We start from the raw sequence: 19,681 nt of genomic DNA, 5'->3' as shown, positions 1-19,681 counted from the left end.
TATATAGATGAAAGAATTAGTATTAATAGATGGTAATTCATTGTTGTATCGGGCTTATTATGCAACGGCAGCAATGGGAAATTTAATGATGAATAAAGATGGAATTCCAACTAATGCTGTTTTTGGTTTTGCTAATATGCTTGAAAGTGTTTTAAAAGGAAATCCTGAATATCTAGTAGTAGCTTTTGACTATGGAAAAAAGACATTTAGAAATGATTTGTTTGAAGTTTATAAGGGAACTAGAAGTGCTACGCCAGATGAACTTGTATGTCAGTTTTCAATGATTAGAGAATATTTAACTGCTCATGGTATTAAATACCAGGAAGTTGAAGGCTATGAAGGTGATGATGTTATTGGAACGATTGCTACTCTTGCAAGTAAAAACCGTTTTAAAGTCAGCATTGTTACAAGTGATAAAGATATGTTGCAATTAGTGACTGATGAAATAAGTGTTTATTTAACTAAAAAAGGAGTTGGTGAATTAGAAAAAATTACACCGGCTAAATTTAAAGAGATGTATGGTTTAATTCCTGATCAAATGCGTGATTTAAAAGGTTTGATGGGAGATAAATCTGATAATATTCCTGGTATTCCTGGTGTTGGTGAAAAGACTGCTTTAAAGTTATTAAAACAATATCATACTGTTGAAAATTTAAATGATCATCTTGATGAATTAAAAGGTAAGATGGGTGAAAAAATCCGTAATAATATTGATCAAGGGTTGTTATCGAAAAAAATTGCAACAATTATCAAAGATGTACCAATAGATATTAATTTAGAAGATTATCGTTACAATGGACATGATTATAATGAATTAGCTGATTTTTATCGTCGTTATAGTATGAATTCATTGTTAAAAAGAATGTCTATGAATAATGAGGAAGCAAATCCAATTAAAGAAGTTCCAGTTGAAATAGTAAAAAATTTACCAGTTATCAAGCGTGATAGTGCTTTAGTCGTTGGGGTTTATGATAGTAATTATCATCGCTCCATGATAGTTGGATTTGCAGTTTATAATGATAGTGAAGCTTATTATATTGGAATTGAAGATGCATTGAATTGTGCTAATTTTAAAGATTTTATTACTTCTAATGAAATTGAAAAATATGGCTATGATATTAAAAAATGTATCAATGCTGCTAAATGGCATGGTTTAGAAATTAATAATTATGTTTTTGATTTACAGTTAGCATCATATATCTTAAATCCAAGTTTAAAAGATGAAATTCGTAGTGTTTGTGAATACTATGAATATTATGATGTCTATTATGATGAAGAAGTATATGGAAAAGGGGCTAAAAAGAAAGTTCCCGAAACAAGTAAAGTTGCTGATCATTTAATTAAGCAGGCTAAAGCAATTTATTGTTTAAAAGATAAAGCAATTGAAAAACTAAAACATGAAAATCAATATGAATTATATAAAGATGTTGAAATGCCTGTTGCTAAAATTTTAGCTAAGATGGAATATCAAGGAGCTAAAATTGATTTAGATGTTTTAAAACAATTACAACAACAATTTGGTAGTGAAATTAAAATTTTAGAACAAGAAATTCATCAGTTAGCTGGTAAAGAATTCAATATTGCCTCACCAAAACAGTTAGGTGAAGTATTGTTTGTTGATTTAGGCTTGCCAAATGGTAAAAAGACTAAAACTGGTTATTCGACTTCAGTAGAAATTTTAAATAAAATCAAAGAATTCCATCCAATCGTTGATAAAGTTTTAAAATATCGAACATTAACTAAATTATATTCAACATATATAGTTGGTTTGCAAGATCAAGTATTTGTTGATGGTAAAATTCATACTATCTATAATCAGGCGTTGACGCAAACAGGAAGATTGTCTTCAACTGATCCTAATTTACAAAATATTCCTGTTAAAACTCCAGAAGGAAAATTGATTCGTAAAGCGTTTATACCTGAAAATGATTATTTAGTATCTTTTGATTATTCACAAATCGAACTTAGAGTATTGGCTCATTTAGCTAATGTTAAATCATTGATCAAAGCATTTAATGAAGATAAAGATATCCATCGCCACACTGCTAGTGAAGTTTTTAATGTACCAGAAGATCAAGTTGATAGTACAATGCGTCGAAACGCTAAAGCTGTTAACTTTGGAATTATTTATGGTATGTCTGATTTTGGTTTAGCTGAACAAATTGGAGTAAGTGTAGCGCAGGCTCGTGAATTTATTAAAAGTTATTTTGAAAATTATCCAGAAATAAAGACCTATATGGATAATAATATTGCTTTTTGTAAAGAACATGGTTATGTAACGACAATGTTGAATCGTAAACGTTTTATTCGTGAAATTAATGAAAAAAATTATATGCGTCAGGAATTAGGAAAACGTTTAGCGATGAATACGCCAATTCAAGGCTCAGCTGCTGACATTATTAAACTAGCAATGATTAAAGTGGATCATTTATTACAAAAGCATAATTTAAAATCGAAGATGATTTTACAAGTTCACGATGAATTGATTTTTGATGTTTATCACGATGAATTACAAGAAGTAATGGAGGTAGTATCTAAGGGAATGAGCAGTGCTATTAAGATGAATGTGGAATTAAAATCAGAAGGAAGTTATGCTGTTAATTGGTATGAACTTAAATAGGAGATAAATATGCCGGAATTACCAGAAGTTGAAACTGTAAGAAATACGTTAAAGAATTTTGTTTTAAATAAAAAAATAGAATCAATTGATGTAATTTACCCTAAAATTATTGAAGATGATGTTGAAACATTTGTTAATAGCTGTATAAATCAGACAATTAATGATATTGATCGAGTTGGTAAATATTTAGTTTTTAAACTTGATAATATTGCCTTTGTATCTCATCTTCGTATGGAAGGAAAATATCATTACGTCGATAGAAATGAACCTGTAAATAAACATGATCATATTATTTTTAATCTTGATAATGGTAAGCAGCTAAGATATAACGATACTCGTAAATTTGGTCGTATTAAATTAGTAAGTTTACAAAATTATCGAAATGAATTACCACTTTCAAAACTGGGGCCAGAACCGTTTGATGCAACTTGTAATGAATTATATGAAAAAATACATAAAAGTAAATTACCAATTAAACATGTTCTTTTAGAACAAAATATTATTGCGGGAATAGGAAATATATATGCTAATGAAATTTGTTTTGCAATGGGTCTAGATCCTAATACTCCAGCATCTAATTTAACTAAAAAGAGTGTTCAAGAATTAATTGATGTATCATGTAAAATCTTAAATGAGGCCATCAAACAAGGCGGAACGACTATCCATTCTTTTTCGGCTAATGGCATAGATGGATTATTTCAAGTTAAATTAAAAGCTCATATGCAAAAAATTTGTCCGATTTGTAACGGTCCTATCAGCAAGATTAAAATTAAAGGACGAGGTACTTATTATTGTCCTCATTGTCAAAAAAGAAGACGTTAAAAGACTAATTGCAGGCACCTATGTTTTATAGGAGATTAGCGATAATAAAGGAGTAGATAGAAATGAAGGTTTATGGAATAACCGGTAGTATTGCTACTGGTAAAAGTACTGTAACAAATTATCTTAGAGAAAAAGGTTATTTAGTTGTTGATAGTGATAAACTAGCATATGATGCTTTGACTATTGATGAAGATTGTATTGATCGTGTAAAAAAACGATTTGATTTACATGGTGATACAATTGATCGAAAAGCTTTGGGAAGAATTGTTTTTAATGATCCAATTGCTAAAAAAGATCTTGAAAATATTATTCATCCTTATGTTATAAATAAAATCAAAGAAACGATCCATAATAATCAAAACTTAAAAATAATTTTCTTAGATATTCCTTTATTATTTGAAAGTAATTTAGAGTATCTTTGTGATAAAATTATTGTGGTATATTTAAATTATCAAGAAGAAGTAAAAAGATTGATGAAACGTGATAATATTGATGAAAAATATGCTAAAATTATAATTAGTAATCAAATGAATATTGAAGATAAAAAACGATTGGCTGATATTGTTTTAGATAATAATAAAAGTTTAGAAAATTTATATCAACAAATTGACTTAATGCTGGAAGGAAATAGTAATGAATGAATTAATGATATCTGATTTATATACTGTCAATGCTACTTATCCGTTAGATTCAATCCATTTAAAAACTATTAATCTTTTATATCAGCCATTGATTGGAAATCAGGCATGTAGTTTATATTTAACACTTTATAGCGAATTGGATCAATTATCATTAACAAAAGCTGCTAGTTTGCATCAACGTTTAAGTAAACTTACTGGTTTTTCATTAATTGAAATAAAAGAAGCAAGCTTAAAGCTTGAAGCAATTGGCTTAATGGCTAAATATGTTAAAGATGATGATAATAAACGGATTTATTGTTATTCATTGAAAAGTCCATTAACACCAGCTAAATTTTTTAATCATGCTATTTTAGGACCATTATTATTAAAACGTTTAGGTAAAGAAGAATTTAATCGAACTAAATTATGTTTTAAGTCATCAGCATATCATTTAGATGGATTTCAGGAAGTTACAGCTAAATTTACTGATGTTTTTGATATTAATTTAATGGATAATAATGATAAAGTATTAGTTGAAAAAGATTATTTTGGGATTGAATATGGTAAGGTTGATAGTGACTATGATATGGAATTATTTTACCAAGGCTTAGCTGATTATCAAATAAAAAGATCATCAATTACCAAAGATGATCAGGAATTAATTAAACAATTAGGAACAATGTATCGAATTAATGCGTTAGATATGTTATCTCTTGTTAAAGAGTCAATTGTCGATGATAAAATAATTCAAAAAGAACTAATTCAAAAATGTCGTAATTACTATGATTTAAAAGTACCAGAAACATTTAAAGAAATTTATCATCGTCAGTCTGTTACTTATAAAAGTAATTCTAGTAATGACGCATTGAATCAACATATTCATTATTTAGAAAGTGTCAATCCTTATCAATTGTTAAAAGATAAACAAGGTGGGCGTGAACCATTAAAGCGTGATTTACAAACGGTTGAGTCAATCATGACTTCTTTGTATTTAGAACCTGGTGTGATGAATGTTTTAATTGAATTAACATTGTCACAATGTGATAATGCTTTATCAAGAGCCTTTATGCAATCAAGAGCTTCTCAATGGAAAAGAAAAAAGATCAATACAGTAAAAGAAGCAATGGATGAGGCAAAAGTGTATATTAAATATCGTAAAGGTAATTATGTAGAACCAGAAAATGAATCATCAGATACAATAATTGATAATGATAGTGTTGATGAAAATGAATTAGATGAATTTTTAAGTCAATTTGAATAGGAGGGCAAGATGAGAAATATCCAGAATCTTAATTTATTTGCTAGTGATGAAAGTTTTAAGAAAAATAAAGAAAATAGTATTAATGACTTGATGAAAGATAATAATATTATTAAAGTTTTACAGGAATTCAATCTAACTCGTCGGGACATTGAAGAAAACTGGATTGAATTTCTAGATTATAAAGAAGATTTAGATAGCTGTATTGGCTGTAAATCATTGCAATCTTGTCCAAAAATTTCTAAAGGAATGGTACGCTGTTTTAATTATTATAATGGAGAAATTAGTTTATCGTTACAGCCATGTCATTTTGGTCAGTCATATTATGCTGATCAAAAGATATTAAGTGATATTTTATTGAAAAATATTAGTGATAAAATATTACTTACTAAACCTAGTGATTTGACGATCATAAAAGATCCTGAAAGTAATGGTAAAGCAGTTGTTAAAATATTAAGTGATTATATTAAAAATCCTGAAAATAAAGGTATTTATTTATATGGTCAAGGTGGTTGTGGTAAAAGTACATTGATGGGATTTTTAATTCGCTGCTTAGTAACTAAGGGGTATAAATGTGGTTTTATTCATTTTCCAACGTTTCTTATGGATATTAAAGCCTCATTTGGAAATGAGGGAATAAATAATTCAATTGAATTAATGAAAAATCTTGATTATTTAGTAATCGATGATGTTGGTGGTGAAAACGTTACCCCTTGGTCTCGAGATGAAATATTATCGGCAGTTATCGCCTATCGTTTACAAAATCAAAAGGCAACATTTTTTACAAGTGAGTATTCATTAGAACGGTTAAAAAAGATTTATTCTTTAAAAACTGGCGATAAAGAAAATGTTGAACGATTGATTTCTAGAATGAAAGCGATTAGCAAACCGGTTGAATTAAAAGGGAGGGATTTAAGGTAAGATAATAATGTAAAAATATATGGAAACATCATAATTTTTGTGTTAAAATGTCTTGGAAATTAATATGTAGTAGAGGAGGAAAGATAATGGTTAAATGTATTGGTGTATTAACTTCCGGTGGAGATGCTCCTGGAATGAACGCTGCTGTTCGTGCGGTTGCAAGAACATGCTTGAATAAAGGAATTGAAGTCTACGGTGTTCGTTTAGGATATAAAGGATTACATGAAGGAGATTTTATTAAATTTGATCGACATAGTACTCGTAATATTATTAATTTAGGAGGAACTATGTTAAAATCAGCACGTTTTCCTGAATTTAAAGATCCTGAAGTAAGAAAAGCTGCTATTGAGCAAATGAAAAAAGTAGGAATGGAAGCTTTAGTAGTTATTGGTGGCGATGGTAGCTACAATGGTGCTTTAAAACTTACTGAAATGGGAGTTAACTGTATTGGAATACCAGGAACTATTGATAATGATATTCCGGATACAGATTATACAATTGGATTTGATACAGCATTAAATACAATTGTTGATGCATTAGACCGCTTAAGAGATACATCTGGTTCTCATCAACGCTGTACGATTCTTGAAGTAATGGGACGTCGTTGTGGGGACCTTGCAATCAATGCTGGTATTGCAGCAGGCGCAGAAATGGTTATCACTAGTGAAATTGGATTTGATGAGGCAAAAGTTATCGAAAGATTAAAAGCTTCTAAAGCATCTGATAAAAAACATGCTATTGTAGTAATTACTGAACATATTACTGATGTTCATGAATTGGCTAAAAAAGTCGAAGCCGAAACTGGATTTGAAACACGAGCAAATGTTTTAGGACATATGCAAAGAGGGGGACGTCCTTCAGCACGCGATCGCGTTTTAGCTTCTAGAATGGGTGTTTATGCAGTTGAATTATTAGAAGCTGGTAAAGGTGGGCTTTGTGTTAGTGAAGTTCATGGTGAAATCAAAGGTTTAAAAATCGAAGATGTATTGTCACATAAACGGACAACTGATTATGGTATTTACGAAGATGCAATGAAGCTTCGTTAATATAAATTTAAAATTAAATGTAAGGTGAGGAAATAGGATATGGTATTTGCATTGAAAGAAAGAAAAAAGAAAACAAGAATTGTATGTACGATTGGACCTGCTAGTGAAGATGAAAAAATGTTACGTAAATTAATCTTAGCAGGGATGAATGTTATGAGACTAAATTTTTCTCATGGTGATTTTGAAGAACATGGTGGAAGAATTAAAACTGCTCGTAAACTTGGAAAAGAATTAAGCAAAAATATTGCAATTTTATTAGATACAAAAGGACCAGAAATTAGAACTGGAAATTTTGTTGGGGGACAAACAGAATTTAAAAAAGGTCAAGTTTCTGTGATTACAACAGAAGATATTGAAGGAACAAGTGATCGTTTTACAATTACTTATAAAGAATTATACAAAGATGTTAAACCTGGTGGTTTCATTTTAGTAAATGATGGTCAAGTTGAATTATTAGTTGACCATGTTGAAGGTGAAGATATCGTTTGTGTATGTGCTAACGATGGTATTGTTAAAAATAAACGTGGAATTAACGTTCCTGGAATTAAACTTGGATTTGATTATTTATCTGAAAAAGATATTGCTGATATTACTTTTGGATGCGAACAAGGTGTAAACTTTATCGCTGCATCATTTGTTAGACGTGCTCAAGACGTATTAGATGTTAAAAAATTATTAATTGAAAACGGACATCCTGAAATTCAAATCATCGCTAAAATCGAAAACAGCGAAGGTGTAGAAAACATGGATGAAATCTTAAAAGTAGCTGATGGAATCATGGTAGCTCGTGGGGACTTAGGTGTTGAAGTACCTGCTGAAGATGTACCATTAATCCAAAAAGAAATCATTAAAAAATGTCGTGCTGTTGGTAAAGTAGTAATTACTGCTACTCAAATGTTAGACAGTATGCAAGAAAACCCACGTCCAACTCGTGCTGAAGTAAGTGACGTTGCTAACGCTATTTTTGATGGAACTGATGCAATTATGTTATCAGGTGAATCTGCACAAGGTAAATATCCAGAAGAAGCTGTAATGACAATGACAAAAATTGCATTAAAAACTGAAGAAACTTTAGATTATGATGCATTATTAAGAAAAGCAATTAGAACAGCTCCTGAAGATCCATCAGAAGCAATCTGTATGTCAGTAGCTGAAATCGCTTCTAAATTCAGTGTTGCTGCCATCATCGTTTATACTGAAAGTGGTTCTACAGCAAAACGTGTATCACGTTATCGTCCAGAATCAATGGTTATTGCTGCTACTCCATATGAACCAGTTACTCGTTCATTAGCTTTAAACTGGGGTGTAAAAGGTGTTGTATGTAAACAAATGCGTGATCGTGTAGCACAAATTGAATATGCACAAATCTTAGCAAAAGAAAATGGTGTTGAACCAGGTGAACAAATTTTAATTACTGCTGGTACTCCAGGTGTTGGTGGAACTACTAGCTACTTAGAATTAATCACAGTAAAATAATTTAAATTAGAGCAATGAAATCGTTTTTACGAAAGTAGTTGCTTTTTTTGTGTCGAATCAGGTAATTTGTTTTTTCTTTCTATCTAAGATAAAATAGGTTATAATGTAGGCGGTGATAGATATGAAAAAGAAATATATGCAACATTTAATTGTAAGTATTGTATTTGCAATTATTGTTTCGACAACTTTATTTTTTATGTATGACAGTTTTAAATTTCAAACGTTTGGCGAAATAGTATATTATGATTATATATTATCTGGTTCAAATGATTTCGTAACAATGGAAAATGTTGAGGTTTACTGTGATCAAGATAATTTTTATTTAAATGATGGGCGAATTTTATTTACAGATAGCAGTATTCTTTCACAACAGACACCTACAATTAAATTAGAATTGTCATCAGATGAAAAGAAATTCAATCATGAATTTACGCTTGATAATTATGATCAAAATAACTTAATTTATTCTTTCAATAATTATTCTAGTAAAACAGATGGTATTAATTTAGATACTATCAAAACAGCTACTTTAACTGTAGAAACTAATAATCAAGAGCTTACTAAGTTAAAATTAGATATTACACCATTAGATCGTTTAGAAGGTTCAAATAGTGAGTATCGAATTGAAAATGCGGCAATCTCAAAGTCTATGATTCGTCTTGGTTCTTTAAAAACATCGAATGATAATGTTTTTAAAGATTACTCAGATGTTTCATTAGAATACCGTTATCTAAAGGATAAAAAAGGAGATCCTAAGGATAATGATAATTATGTTGTTTTCCATAAAATCAGTGGAACTACTAAAGAATTAATAAATAATGATGATTATGGTACATATAACTTAGAAGACGATGATATTGATTTAAAGAATGAAAAATTAAGTGTAGTTGTTATTTTGAGTAATGGTGATGATAATCAATATGCTTTTGCAATTGATTTAAATGTTCAAGAGGCGGGTGATTATTATGGATAAAATAAAAAAAGATTTTATAGTTTTTTATTTGATTCGTAATGCTGTTGCTACTTTTGTAATTACGTGTATTAGTTTTATTTATAGCTTAATGGATTATTATCGAATAACTTTTTTAGGGGCACTTAATAAAACTTTTGTTGATAATTTTTATACTACTGTTTATTTTTTATTGTTATGGATCTTAAATTATTTGTTATTTGAAATTTATAAAATAATTGTTGATGTTATAAAAAGTAAAAGTAAACATCATGGTAATTTATTTATTGGCAATAAAGCAACAATTCCAGTTGGTAGTATAATACCAGTAGTTATTTTAATTATTTTACTATTGATTGATTTTAATCAATTGTTTAAAATTAACTTTGTTTTATTAATGCTATTTATGTTTGCCCGTTCAATAAAAGAAATAATTAAAGAAAGGAAAAAATAGACTCGTTGAGTCTATTTTAATAAATTGCAAAGAGTTTGAATCATATCATCTTTTTGCATTTTATTTAATGAATTATAATATTCTTCAAATAATACACCTAAGCCAGGTAAGATTGTTTCTTCTTTAGAAGCAATACCACCATCAATTATTTCTTTTAATTCCTTAGGGGTACTATTATGAAGCTTATTTAATAAAGCATTTCGAATATTCATTTAATCACTCCTTTTAATATTATAGGGTGATTAAGAGGTTTTATACGAGTTATTATGGAAATTAGAAAAATTGAATTAAACGGACAAGTATTTGAGTATCAATTAAATATTAAACAAATAAAACGCTGTTATTTAAAAGTTGTTGCTGGAAAGATCATTGTTAATAGTGGACCGTATTTTTCTATTAATGAAATTGAGCAGTTAATTAAGGATAATCAGGATGCTGTTTTAAAACAAATCGATAATTATTTAATTAAATATGATTATTCTAATGGTGGTTTTGTTTATATTTTTAACCAGCGCTATCAAATTATTAGTTATGATTTAAATAATCGTAAGACGGTTTTTCATGATGATAAAATATATGTTTATCATCGTCAGATTCAAACAACTATTGAAATAACGCTAAAAATAATTTTAAAACAGTATATTGAAAAAAGGATCCAAGAATATTTAAAGCAAGCATTTATTTTACCAATGCCAGCAGTTGAAATAAAAAAATATAAATCTCGCTGGGGCGCTTGTTATCCTAAAATCAACAAAGTTAGTTTTAATCTGGCTTTGGTGCATTTAAATTATGAATTGATTGATTATGTAATTGTTCACGAGTTATGTCATTTTTTACAACCTAATCATTCAAAACAGTTTTATCAGGAAATCAAAAAAAGATTACCTAACTATAAACAATGTGAAAAAAAGTTAAAGGAGATAGGGATATGATTACGTCTACTAACAATAATACAATTAAAACCCTTATTAAATTAAAGCAAAAAAAATATCGAAATCAATTTGGTTATTATTTAATAGAAGGGGAACATTTAGTAAATGAAGCTTTAAAAGCCAATCAAGTAGAATGTATAATTACTACTAAGCCATTAAAAAGTAACCTTGAGGTAATTGAAGTAAGTGAAGAGGTAATGGCTAAATTAGCTTTTACAAAATCACCATCTAATATTATGGCTAAATGTAAAATTGATTCGAATAATGAGTTGATGATGAAAAAAAGATATTTAATTCTTGATGATTTACAAGATCCTGGCAATATTGGTACACTGATCCGTAGTGCTTTAGCATTTGGAATTGATCAGGTTATTTTATCTAAAAATTGCGTTGATTTATATAATGATAAATTATTACGAGCAATGCAAGGGGCTAATTTTCATATTAGCTGTATTTATGGTGATTTAACTGAAATAATTGAAAAGTTACAAGCAAATGGTGTTGTTGTTGTCGGTAGTGCTTTAGAAAATGGTCAAGATATTAGTTTAATTGAAAAAACTGAAAAAATGGCTTTTATTGTTGGTAATGAAGGTAATGGTATGAATCAAAATATTTTAGATAAATGTGATTATATTGGTTATATTCCTATTCAAACAATTGAGTCTTTAAATGTGGCAATTGCTGGAAGCATTTTAATGTATCATTTTAGCAATTGATAGAAAACTAATAGAAAATTATTGTCAAAAAGTTGTAAACAAGTTATAATATCAAGGTATAACGATAACACGTTGATAAGGACTAGTAAATAAGAAAACTGTTTTAGAGAGGAAGATAGCTGGTGAAAATCTTCTAACAGCGGCATTATTGAATTCACCTTGGAGTGCGGCTAATCACCGCCGGGTCGGCTACGTTACAGCTAATTAAGAGCATAGTTTTTAACTATGAATTAGGATGGTACCGCGAGATAATCGTTCCTATTAGGAACGATTTTTTATATTTTTAGGAGGGAAAACATGGAAAATAAATTATTGATGATTAAAGAAGAAGCATTAGCTAAATTGGAAGCATGTCAATCTTTAAAAGAATTAAATGATATTCGTGTATTTTATTTAGGTAAAAAAGGACCGATTCAAGAAGCTATGAAATCAATGAAAAATATGGCTCCTGAAGAAAGAAAAGTATTCGGTCAAACGTCAAATTTAGTAAAACAAGAGTTATCAAAAGCGGTAGAAGAAAAGAAAGCAGCGTTAGAAAATCAAGCTATCTTAGATAAGATCAATCAAGAAAAAATTGATATTACATTACCTGGTTACAAATTAGACCAAGGAACAATTCATCCTTTATCAGCGATTGTAACTGAGCTTGAAGAACTATTTTTAGGAATGGGTTATCAAATTGCCGAAGGTCCTGAAGTAGAAACAGATTATTTTAACTTTGAGTTAATGAATTTACCAAAAGATCATCCTGCTCGTGATATGCAAGATACTTTCTATATTGATGAAAATAACTTGATGCGTACTCATACTTCACCAGTTCAGGCGCATACTTTATTAGCAGCTAAAGGAAAAGGACCAATCAAGGTAATTTGTCCTGGTAAAACTTATCGTCGTGATGATGACGATGCTACTCACTCTCATCAATTTATGCAATGTGAAGGTTTAGTTGTAGACAAAAATATTACTATGGCTGATTTAAAAGGAACTTTACAAGTATTTGCTCGTAAACTTTTTGGTGAAAAAAGAGAAATTAGATTCAGACCATCATATTTCCCATTTACTGAACCATCAGTTGAGGTAGATATTTCATGTCATAACTGCGGTGGTAAGGGATGTTCAATGTGTAAGCATACTGGCTGGATTGAAATTTTAGGTGCTGGAATGGTTAATCCAAAAGTACTTGAAATGTGTGGTTTCGATTCTACAGAATATCAAGGTTTTGCCTTTGGAATTGGAATTGAACGAGTAGCGATGCTTAAATATGGTATTGATAATATTCGTTACTTCTATAATGATGATATTAGATTCTTAAATCAATTTGGTAGAAAGGAGTAGAATAATGGATATTAGTTTAAATTTATTAAATAGATATGTGAAAGTTGATGATCAAGATCCTCAAGAATTAGCTGATAAAATTACAGCTGTTGGTTTAGAAGTTGAAGGACTTCATCAATTAGCACGTGGTAATAACATGACTATTGGTTATGTTAAAGAATGTCAATTACATCCAGATAGTGATCATTTAAAAGTATGCCAAGTAGAAGTTCGTCCTGGTGAAGTTAAACAAATTGTTTGTGGAGCACCAAATGTAGCTGCTGGTCAAAAAGTAATTGTTGCTAACCCTGGTTGTGATTTAGGTGATGGTTTTGTAATTAAAGAAAGTAAAATTCGTGGACAAGAATCAAATGGGATGATTTGTTCAATTGCCGAATTAGGACTTGATCAAAGATTATTAAAACCAGAAGATAAAGAAGGAATCCATGTATTAGATAGTGATGCTCCAGTTGGTGAAGATCCATTAGCATATATTGGTTTAAAAGATACTATTTTAGAAATTGGATTAACACCTAATCGAGCAGACTGTATGGCAATCACTTCATTAGCTTATGAAGTAGCTGCTATTTTAAATCGTGATGTTAATTTACCAGAAATTAAAGCAATTGGTAATAAAGATTCTGATATTCAAGTAAAAGTAGAAACTGATTTATGTCCATTCTTTGGTGCTAAATTAGTAAAAGGCGTTACTACTAAAGAATCACCCGCCTGGTTACAAAATGCTTTAATTGCTAGCGGTATTAAACCAATTAATAACATCGTTGATATTTCTAACTTTGTTATGTTGGAAACTGGACAACCAATCCATATGTATGATTATGATAAATTAACTAAAAAACAATTTGTTGTTAAAACAGGATTTGATTGTAAAGAAGTAATGTTAGATGGTGAAGAGTATAAAATTGAACCTAACGACATTATTGTATCTACTGATGATGGTATTGGATGTATTGCTGGTGTTATGGGTTCTAATAGCACTAAAATCGATGAAAATACTGTAAATATTGTTATTGAAGCAGCAACATTTAATGGCGCAGCTTTAAGAGAAACAGCACGTCGTTTAAATTTATTGACAGATGCTTCACAACATTATATTAAAGGTGCTTTAAACACTGCTAATTCATTAAATGTTTTAGAAAGATGTGCTGACTTATTAGTTGAATTAGCTGATGCTAAAGAAGTATATAAATCTGTTACAACTGAATTAAATATTACTGATCATTATGTTGATATTACTACTGATCAAGTAAATGGTTTATTAGGTACTGATATTACTACTGATGAAATTGCTAATATTTTCAGTTCATTAAAATTTGAGTACACACTTGAAGACAATAAATTTAATGTTTTAGTACCAACATATCGTAATGATATTACAATGACTGCTGATTTAATTGAAGAAGTAGCTCGTATTTATGGATATGACAAAATTCCAGCTACCTTACCAGAAATGTCAATGACAGTTGGTAAAAGAACTGATCAACAAGCTAAAAAGCATTATTTACGTAATTTATTAAAAGATCAAGGATTACATGAAACATTAACTTATACATTAACTTCACCAGCAGATGTTGATGATTTTAATATTTTCCATAAAAATGAAACTATTAGATTAGCTATGCCTTTAGGTGAAGAACGTAGTGTAACTCGTAAATCAATTATTGGATCTTTATTACAAGTGATTAATTATAATCAGTCACATAATATTAAAGATGTAAATTTATTTGAATTATCAACAACATATTCAAAAGATACTGAGTTACAAAATCTAGCAATTGCTTGCTGTGGTGAATATAATGGATTAGCATTTAGACAAATTTCTTATCAAGCTGATTATTATTTAGTTAAAGGATTTGTAGAAACAATCTTTAAAAATTTAGGAATTGAAGGTTCAAGATATAAACTAACACCTGTTGAAACTGATAATCAATGCTATCATCCAGGTAGAAGTGCATATATTATGATTGGTAAAGAAATTGTAGGGGTAATTGGTAATATTCATCCATTAATGGAAAAGAAATATGGTGTTAAAGATGTATATGTTGTAGAATTGAACTTAACAGCATTATTAAATTTAAAAACAAGTAAAATTAAATTTAAAGATATTCCAATGTATCCTTCAGTTACTAGAGATATTGCTTTAGTTATGGATAAAGAAGTGCCTTCATATGATGTATGTCGTAAAATTATTCAGGCAAGTAAACAGTTAGTAAAAGAAACTAATATTTTTGATGTTTATGAAGGTGAACATATTGAAGCTGGTAAAAAATCTGTAGCAATTAATTTAGTTTTCCAAGATCCAAAAGGGACTTTAGACGAAGCTACTGTTAATAAAGCTATGGAAAATATTTTAGTGGCAGTTGAAAAAGAATTTAATGCAGTACTTAGAGGATAAGAGGTATATTTAATATACCTCTTAAATATTATGGGGTTATTTATGGTTGTTATAATTGTAGTAGTTATTGCAGTGATTGTTTTAATTGCAATTATTAAAAATGGATTAATGGAAAATTATTTATTTAATCAATATCAAATAGGAATAGTAGGGGTTGATCATGAACTTACAAAGGAATATATGCAGCTAAATCAAGAAAAAGCGATTGATGAGGCTACCTTTGATGATTGTGAAATGAATCTGGTTTTAAATAAGATCAATCATACTATTAGTGAAATAGGTAATGAGTATTTGTATAGTCGATTTTTTAAGAATAAAAATGATTTTAAAATGCAGGAAATAATCATTGAAAATTTAAATGATGAAGAGAAGTTAAAAAACGCATTATATATTTTAAATCGTTTAAACAAAGAATATATTCCAATATTATCGATTAAATCAAAACTTTTAAAATATCCATTTAAATTCAAATATCTATTTATTAGTTTACTAATCATTAATATATTAAGTATAATTTATACAATTTTTAATCTTGATTTCTTTTATATACCACTTTTATTATCAATTATTTGTATTTTACTTACTTTTCAATTTAATGGTAAATATGAACAGCTTGGATTACAAGTGGGAAGTATTAAAGGAATGTTATCTGCTAGTGAAAAATTGATGAAAAACGATCTTTTTCCTAAAGAACAGCATGCATCAATTAATCAGGCTATTCATTCTTTAAAATCAATGATAAGAGTCATATACTATTTTAATATGATTGAAAGTGTTGATTTTATTGGTATTTCTAGTTTGATTCGTTCAATTTTTTTAGTGGATGTAATTCAAACAGCTTGTTTACAAAAGCATATTGATGTTATTGAAAATAATGTTATAACTTTATATGAATGGATTGGTTTATTAGATACATGTATTACTATAAAATTGATTAGATCATTATATGATACTTGTATTCCTGAAGTAACTGATGAAAAAATGATTGGAATAGTAAATGGATATCATATTTTAATTGATAAACCAGTTAAAAATTCAGTTGTTTTAAATAATAATACAATAATTACTGGTAGTAATGCTTCTGGTAAATCAACTTTTTTAAAGATGTTGGGAGCAAATTTATTGTTATCAAAAGCATTGAATACATCTTTTAGTGAGAAATTTGTTTATTATCCATATGAATTAATTACATCGATTCATATGAAAGATGATTTACAAAATGGATATAGCTTCTATGTTCAGGAAATTCGAAGATTAAATGAAATAACAGATTTAGCTAAAAATAAATGTTCTTTAATTTTGATTGATGAAATATTGAAAGGAACTAATGAAAAAGAACGATTAGTAATTGCTAATGCTATTTTAAAATATTTATTTAAACAAAATGCCATGACAATTGTTTCGACGCATGATATTACTTTAGCTTATAATTTTGCTAATGCTGATAAATATTGTTTTAATGATTTAAAGAAGAATAATGATATTGTTTTTGATTATTTAATTAAAGAGGGAATCTGCACTGTTGGTAATGCTGTAGCAATTGTTAAATCATTATCATTTGATCATGAAATTATTGCGGATATAGATATTGAAAAATCGGAGTAATTTTACTCCGATTTTATAATAGGGATACTTTTGTATTCCTTTTCAATTAGTGTTTGTGGCTGTTTTGATAAACATGATAAAAGCTTAGTTGCTTTAAACTCTATTTCTAAGCCAGGATGAAAATAGTTTGAATAATTAGTAACCAATGGATATTGACAGCTTTTTTTGATCTTATTTAGATAATTTTGACCAGTTTTATTCATTTTTAAAATTCGAAGATAGTTAATATCCATGGCTTGTTTAATTGTTTCTTTATCATTATTCATAAGAATATGAATTAACATTCGTTGAATTCTAGAACGAGTATATCGTTTTGAAGTCAGGCTTGATACGAATTGTTCCATATTATTAGCAGTGGCTATTTTTTCTTGAAGCAGATTTTCAATTCCTTCATCAACTAGATGAATATTTTTTAGTTCTTGTTTAGAAGAAGTAAGAATTTTATAACGTAAATATGGAAAAAAATCTTCAAAGAAATAGAATTCTTGGTAATCATTATAATTACAAAACTGATTAGAAATATCAAGATTATTTCTTAAAGCATTTCTTATAGCACTAGCCGAACTAATGGTTTCTATTTTTAAACTATGAAAGTCATTTGTTCTTTTAATACAATGAAGATTAATAGGATAATCATTATTGATAACTTCTTTTACATAAGATAAACCTAAAAGATCATTAGGGGTTGTAATAGTTTTATGCATTAATGTTGACAAGGCCTGATTACAGGCATCTGGATAACGTAAACCAAGTTTCATTTGTTTTTTTACAAGATTATCATATTCTTCTTGATTATTTTTAATTGTAATAGCAATATCTTTAAATACATCAATATCACCATTTTCACTACCAAAGACAATATTATTGACTCCAATTTTATTTAATAAATCAATAGCACCATATGCAAAATAATCAGCACTTTGAACACTATAAATAAATGGTAACTCCACTACAATATCAATACCATTTTTAATGGCTACATTAGCTCTGGTCCATTTATCACTAATAGCTGGCTCACCACGTTGAACAAAGTGGCTAGACATAATGGCAATAGTTACATCAGGTTTTACGAGCTCTTTAGCTTGATTTAAATGATATAAATGTCCTTGATGGAATGGATTGTATTCAACTATAAGACCTAGTATTTTCATTTTCTCACCTAATCCTTTGTTAAAGTATAACACAATGAATAATAATTGTTTATTACTTTTAATTAAGTAATAAAAGACGAGCATTTAGCTCGCTTTTTGAGATAATTTTTTTATTACTTTAAAAATAGTAGAAACTATTAAAATAGCTAAAGCTAAACTAGTAGAAATACCAATCGTATTTAAAAAGCTATCTAAAAATAGTTCACTGTTTCCTTGAATACAATAAAGCATTGTTTCATATATACCGCGTCCTGGCACTAAAGGGAAACAGCCAATGATTAAAAATACTGTTGCTGGAGCTTTACAAATACGAGCTATGATTTCTGAAAATAATGCTACTACAGTCATGGCGATAAAATAAGCCAAGATATCTTCGGTATAATTTTTACTAAGCAAATAAACACCCCATCCTAATGCACCACCAAACGAAGCAATAAAAGCAAAGCGTAAATGGTGATGAATTCTAAAGATGAAGGCAAATCCGATACATGCAAAAAAAGCGCTAATACATTGAATTATTTCTGCCATATTAACCTCCTAAAATCATCATTACTGAACCAGCACCAATAGCAATAAAAGCAGCAATTAATAATGCTTCAAGCATTCTTGCAGTTCCTGAAATGTAATCACTACCCATGATATCTCTTAAACTGTTAGTAATGGCTACCCCTGGTGTTAAAATCATTAAACAGCCAATGATAATTGCTTGAGAGTTAGCAACGATTCCTAAATGATAGGCAATTAAAGCAATAGCAGTAAGTAGCATACTTGATAATAAGGTACTGACTAGATTGTTGATATCTAAATATTCCATTAACAAAATAAAAAAATACAAAATAAAGCCGATTATTATTGCCACTAGTGTTTCATTAAGACCACCACCAAAAAATGTAGCAAAGAAACCAGTTCCAATACCGTAGCCTAAAAATACTAGCAAATAATTTGTTTTGATTGAATTAATACGTTTTATTTCTGATTGGAGATAATCTATTGCTGGTTTGTTTTGACAAGCGAAACGAACCAGGTTATTTAATTCATAAATTTTTTCTAAATTAATTCGGTTATGACGGCTTCTTTTTGATAAAGTGTAAGTCTGATTATCATTAATTAGAACACTTAAAGTAAAATATGATGGTAGGGCAAAAACTTCGACATTATCATAACCATAACTTTGACACATTCTGATTAATGATTCTTCTACGCGGTATATTTCAGCCCCATATTTAATTAATAATCTGCCAATTTCACCAATTACATTGATTAGTTTTTGTTCTTCCATAAGTAGTCACCTCAACCTTGAAAAGTATATCATGAATAATTGATTAATGATAGTTTAGAATGATTAATATTATTAAATTATGTTATAATTTTTTTGAGGTGA

Annotated in this window: 18 protein-coding genes and 1 other annotated feature; of the genes, 14 read left to right on the top strand and 4 right to left on the bottom strand. The window is 28.7% G+C overall.

Going from position 1 to position 19,681, the window contains the following annotated elements:
* The first annotated feature begins 7 nt into the window (after window positions 1-7).
* From polA to ABGT36_RS09110, 9 genes are all read left to right on the top strand, one after another.
* The gene (polA, locus tag ABGT36_RS09150; protein WP_346677680.1) at window positions 8-2,620 is read left to right on the top strand and encodes a DNA polymerase I; all 2,613 of its coding nucleotides are present in this window, start codon (window positions 8-10) and stop codon (window positions 2,618-2,620) included.
* Window positions 2,621-2,629: 9 nt separating this feature from the next.
* Window positions 2,630-3,442, top strand: a complete 813-nt coding sequence (gene mutM / locus ABGT36_RS09145; protein WP_087372118.1) for a DNA-formamidopyrimidine glycosylase — start codon at window positions 2,630-2,632, stop codon at window positions 3,440-3,442.
* A 62-nt stretch (window positions 3,443-3,504) separates the two neighbouring features.
* Window positions 3,505-4,083: a dephospho-CoA kinase gene (gene coaE, locus ABGT36_RS09140; RefSeq protein ID WP_087302262.1), complete on the top strand. Its 579-nt coding sequence runs from the start codon at window positions 3,505-3,507 to the stop codon at window positions 4,081-4,083.
* Complete coding sequence (locus ABGT36_RS09135) at window positions 4,076-5,323, top strand: DnaD domain protein (protein WP_296882770.1); 1,248 nt, start codon at window positions 4,076-4,078, stop codon at window positions 5,321-5,323. Before coaE ends, ABGT36_RS09135 begins: the two co-directional genes overlap by 8 nt.
* Before the next feature lie 9 nt (window positions 5,324-5,332).
* Entirely contained in the window at window positions 5,333-6,241 is a 909-nt protein-coding gene (locus ABGT36_RS09130; protein ID WP_087302258.1) for an ATP-binding protein, read from the top strand.
* An 86-nt stretch (window positions 6,242-6,327) separates the two neighbouring features.
* Complete coding sequence (pfkA, locus tag ABGT36_RS09125) at window positions 6,328-7,287, top strand: 6-phosphofructokinase (protein ID WP_087302256.1); 960 nt, start codon at window positions 6,328-6,330, stop codon at window positions 7,285-7,287.
* 39 nt (window positions 7,288-7,326) lie between these two features.
* On the top strand, window positions 7,327-8,763 hold the full coding sequence (gene pyk, locus ABGT36_RS09120; protein ID WP_087302254.1) for a pyruvate kinase: 1,437 nt from the start codon (window positions 7,327-7,329) through the stop codon (window positions 8,761-8,763).
* Window positions 8,764-8,884: 121 nt separating this feature from the next.
* Complete coding sequence (locus ABGT36_RS09115) at window positions 8,885-9,736, top strand: hypothetical protein (protein WP_308697691.1); 852 nt, start codon at window positions 8,885-8,887, stop codon at window positions 9,734-9,736.
* Window positions 9,729-10,166 carry a hypothetical protein gene (locus ABGT36_RS09110; RefSeq protein WP_087302250.1) on the top strand — a complete coding sequence of 146 codons (438 nt, stop codon included), beginning with the start codon at window positions 9,729-9,731 and terminating at the stop codon, window positions 10,164-10,166. Before ABGT36_RS09115 ends, ABGT36_RS09110 begins: the two co-directional genes overlap by 8 nt.
* Before the next feature lie 11 nt (window positions 10,167-10,177).
* Here the strand turns inward: ABGT36_RS09110 and sspI are convergent, their stop codons facing one another.
* Complete coding sequence (gene sspI / locus ABGT36_RS09105) at window positions 10,178-10,378, bottom strand: small acid-soluble spore protein SspI (RefSeq protein WP_087302248.1); 201 nt, start codon at window positions 10,376-10,378, stop codon at window positions 10,178-10,180.
* Window positions 10,379-10,432: 54 nt separating this feature from the next.
* Here sspI and ABGT36_RS09100 point away from each other — a divergent pair, with 54 nt between their 5' ends.
* From ABGT36_RS09100 to ABGT36_RS09080, 5 genes are all read left to right on the top strand, one after another.
* Complete coding sequence (locus ABGT36_RS09100; RefSeq protein WP_087302246.1) at window positions 10,433-11,098, top strand: M48 family metallopeptidase; 666 nt, start codon at window positions 10,433-10,435, stop codon at window positions 11,096-11,098.
* Window positions 11,095-11,814, top strand: coding sequence for an RNA methyltransferase (locus ABGT36_RS09095; protein WP_087302244.1), 720 nt, complete (start codon window positions 11,095-11,097; stop codon window positions 11,812-11,814). Before ABGT36_RS09100 ends, ABGT36_RS09095 begins: the two co-directional genes overlap by 4 nt.
* Window positions 11,815-11,877: 63 nt before the next feature.
* Window positions 11,878-12,077, top strand: a binding site (T-box leader).
* Between the two features lie 34 nt (window positions 12,078-12,111).
* Window positions 12,112-13,149 (top strand): phenylalanine--tRNA ligase subunit alpha, encoded by a 1,038-nt coding sequence (gene pheS / locus ABGT36_RS09090; RefSeq protein ID WP_087302242.1) that lies wholly within the window; start codon window positions 12,112-12,114, stop codon window positions 13,147-13,149.
* Window positions 13,150-13,153: 4 nt separating this feature from the next.
* On the top strand, window positions 13,154-15,544 hold the full coding sequence (gene pheT / locus ABGT36_RS09085; protein WP_346677679.1) for a phenylalanine--tRNA ligase subunit beta: 2,391 nt from the start codon (window positions 13,154-13,156) through the stop codon (window positions 15,542-15,544).
* A 42-nt stretch (window positions 15,545-15,586) separates the two neighbouring features.
* Window positions 15,587-17,149, top strand: coding sequence for a MutS-related protein (locus ABGT36_RS09080; protein WP_346677678.1), 1,563 nt, complete (start codon window positions 15,587-15,589; stop codon window positions 17,147-17,149).
* Window positions 17,150-17,151: 2 nt separating this feature from the next.
* On the opposite strand, the gene ABGT36_RS09075 is transcribed toward ABGT36_RS09080, so the two are convergent.
* The 3 genes from ABGT36_RS09075 to ABGT36_RS09065 all read right to left on the bottom strand — a co-directional run bounded on the left by ABGT36_RS09075 (window position 17,152) and on the right by ABGT36_RS09065 (window position 19,579).
* Complete coding sequence (locus ABGT36_RS09075; protein WP_346677677.1) at window positions 17,152-18,300, bottom strand: nucleotidyltransferase; 1,149 nt, start codon at window positions 18,298-18,300, stop codon at window positions 17,152-17,154.
* Between the two features lie 84 nt (window positions 18,301-18,384).
* Window positions 18,385-18,828 carry a threonine/serine exporter family protein gene (locus ABGT36_RS09070; protein WP_087302233.1) on the bottom strand — a complete coding sequence of 148 codons (444 nt, stop codon included), beginning with the start codon at window positions 18,826-18,828 and terminating at the stop codon, window positions 18,385-18,387.
* A gap of 1 nt (window position 18,829) precedes the next feature.
* Window positions 18,830-19,579, bottom strand: a complete 750-nt coding sequence (locus tag ABGT36_RS09065; protein ID WP_300080232.1) for a threonine/serine exporter ThrE family protein — start codon at window positions 19,577-19,579, stop codon at window positions 18,830-18,832.
* Window positions 19,580-19,681 lie beyond the last annotated feature (102 nt).

The organism is Erysipelatoclostridium sp. An173 (assembly GCF_963931465.1).
Taxonomy (GTDB): Bacteria; Bacillota_I; Bacilli_A; order Erysipelotrichales; family Coprobacillaceae; genus Thomasclavelia; species Thomasclavelia merdavium.
This window is presented reverse-complemented; position numbering and strand designations above follow the sequence as displayed.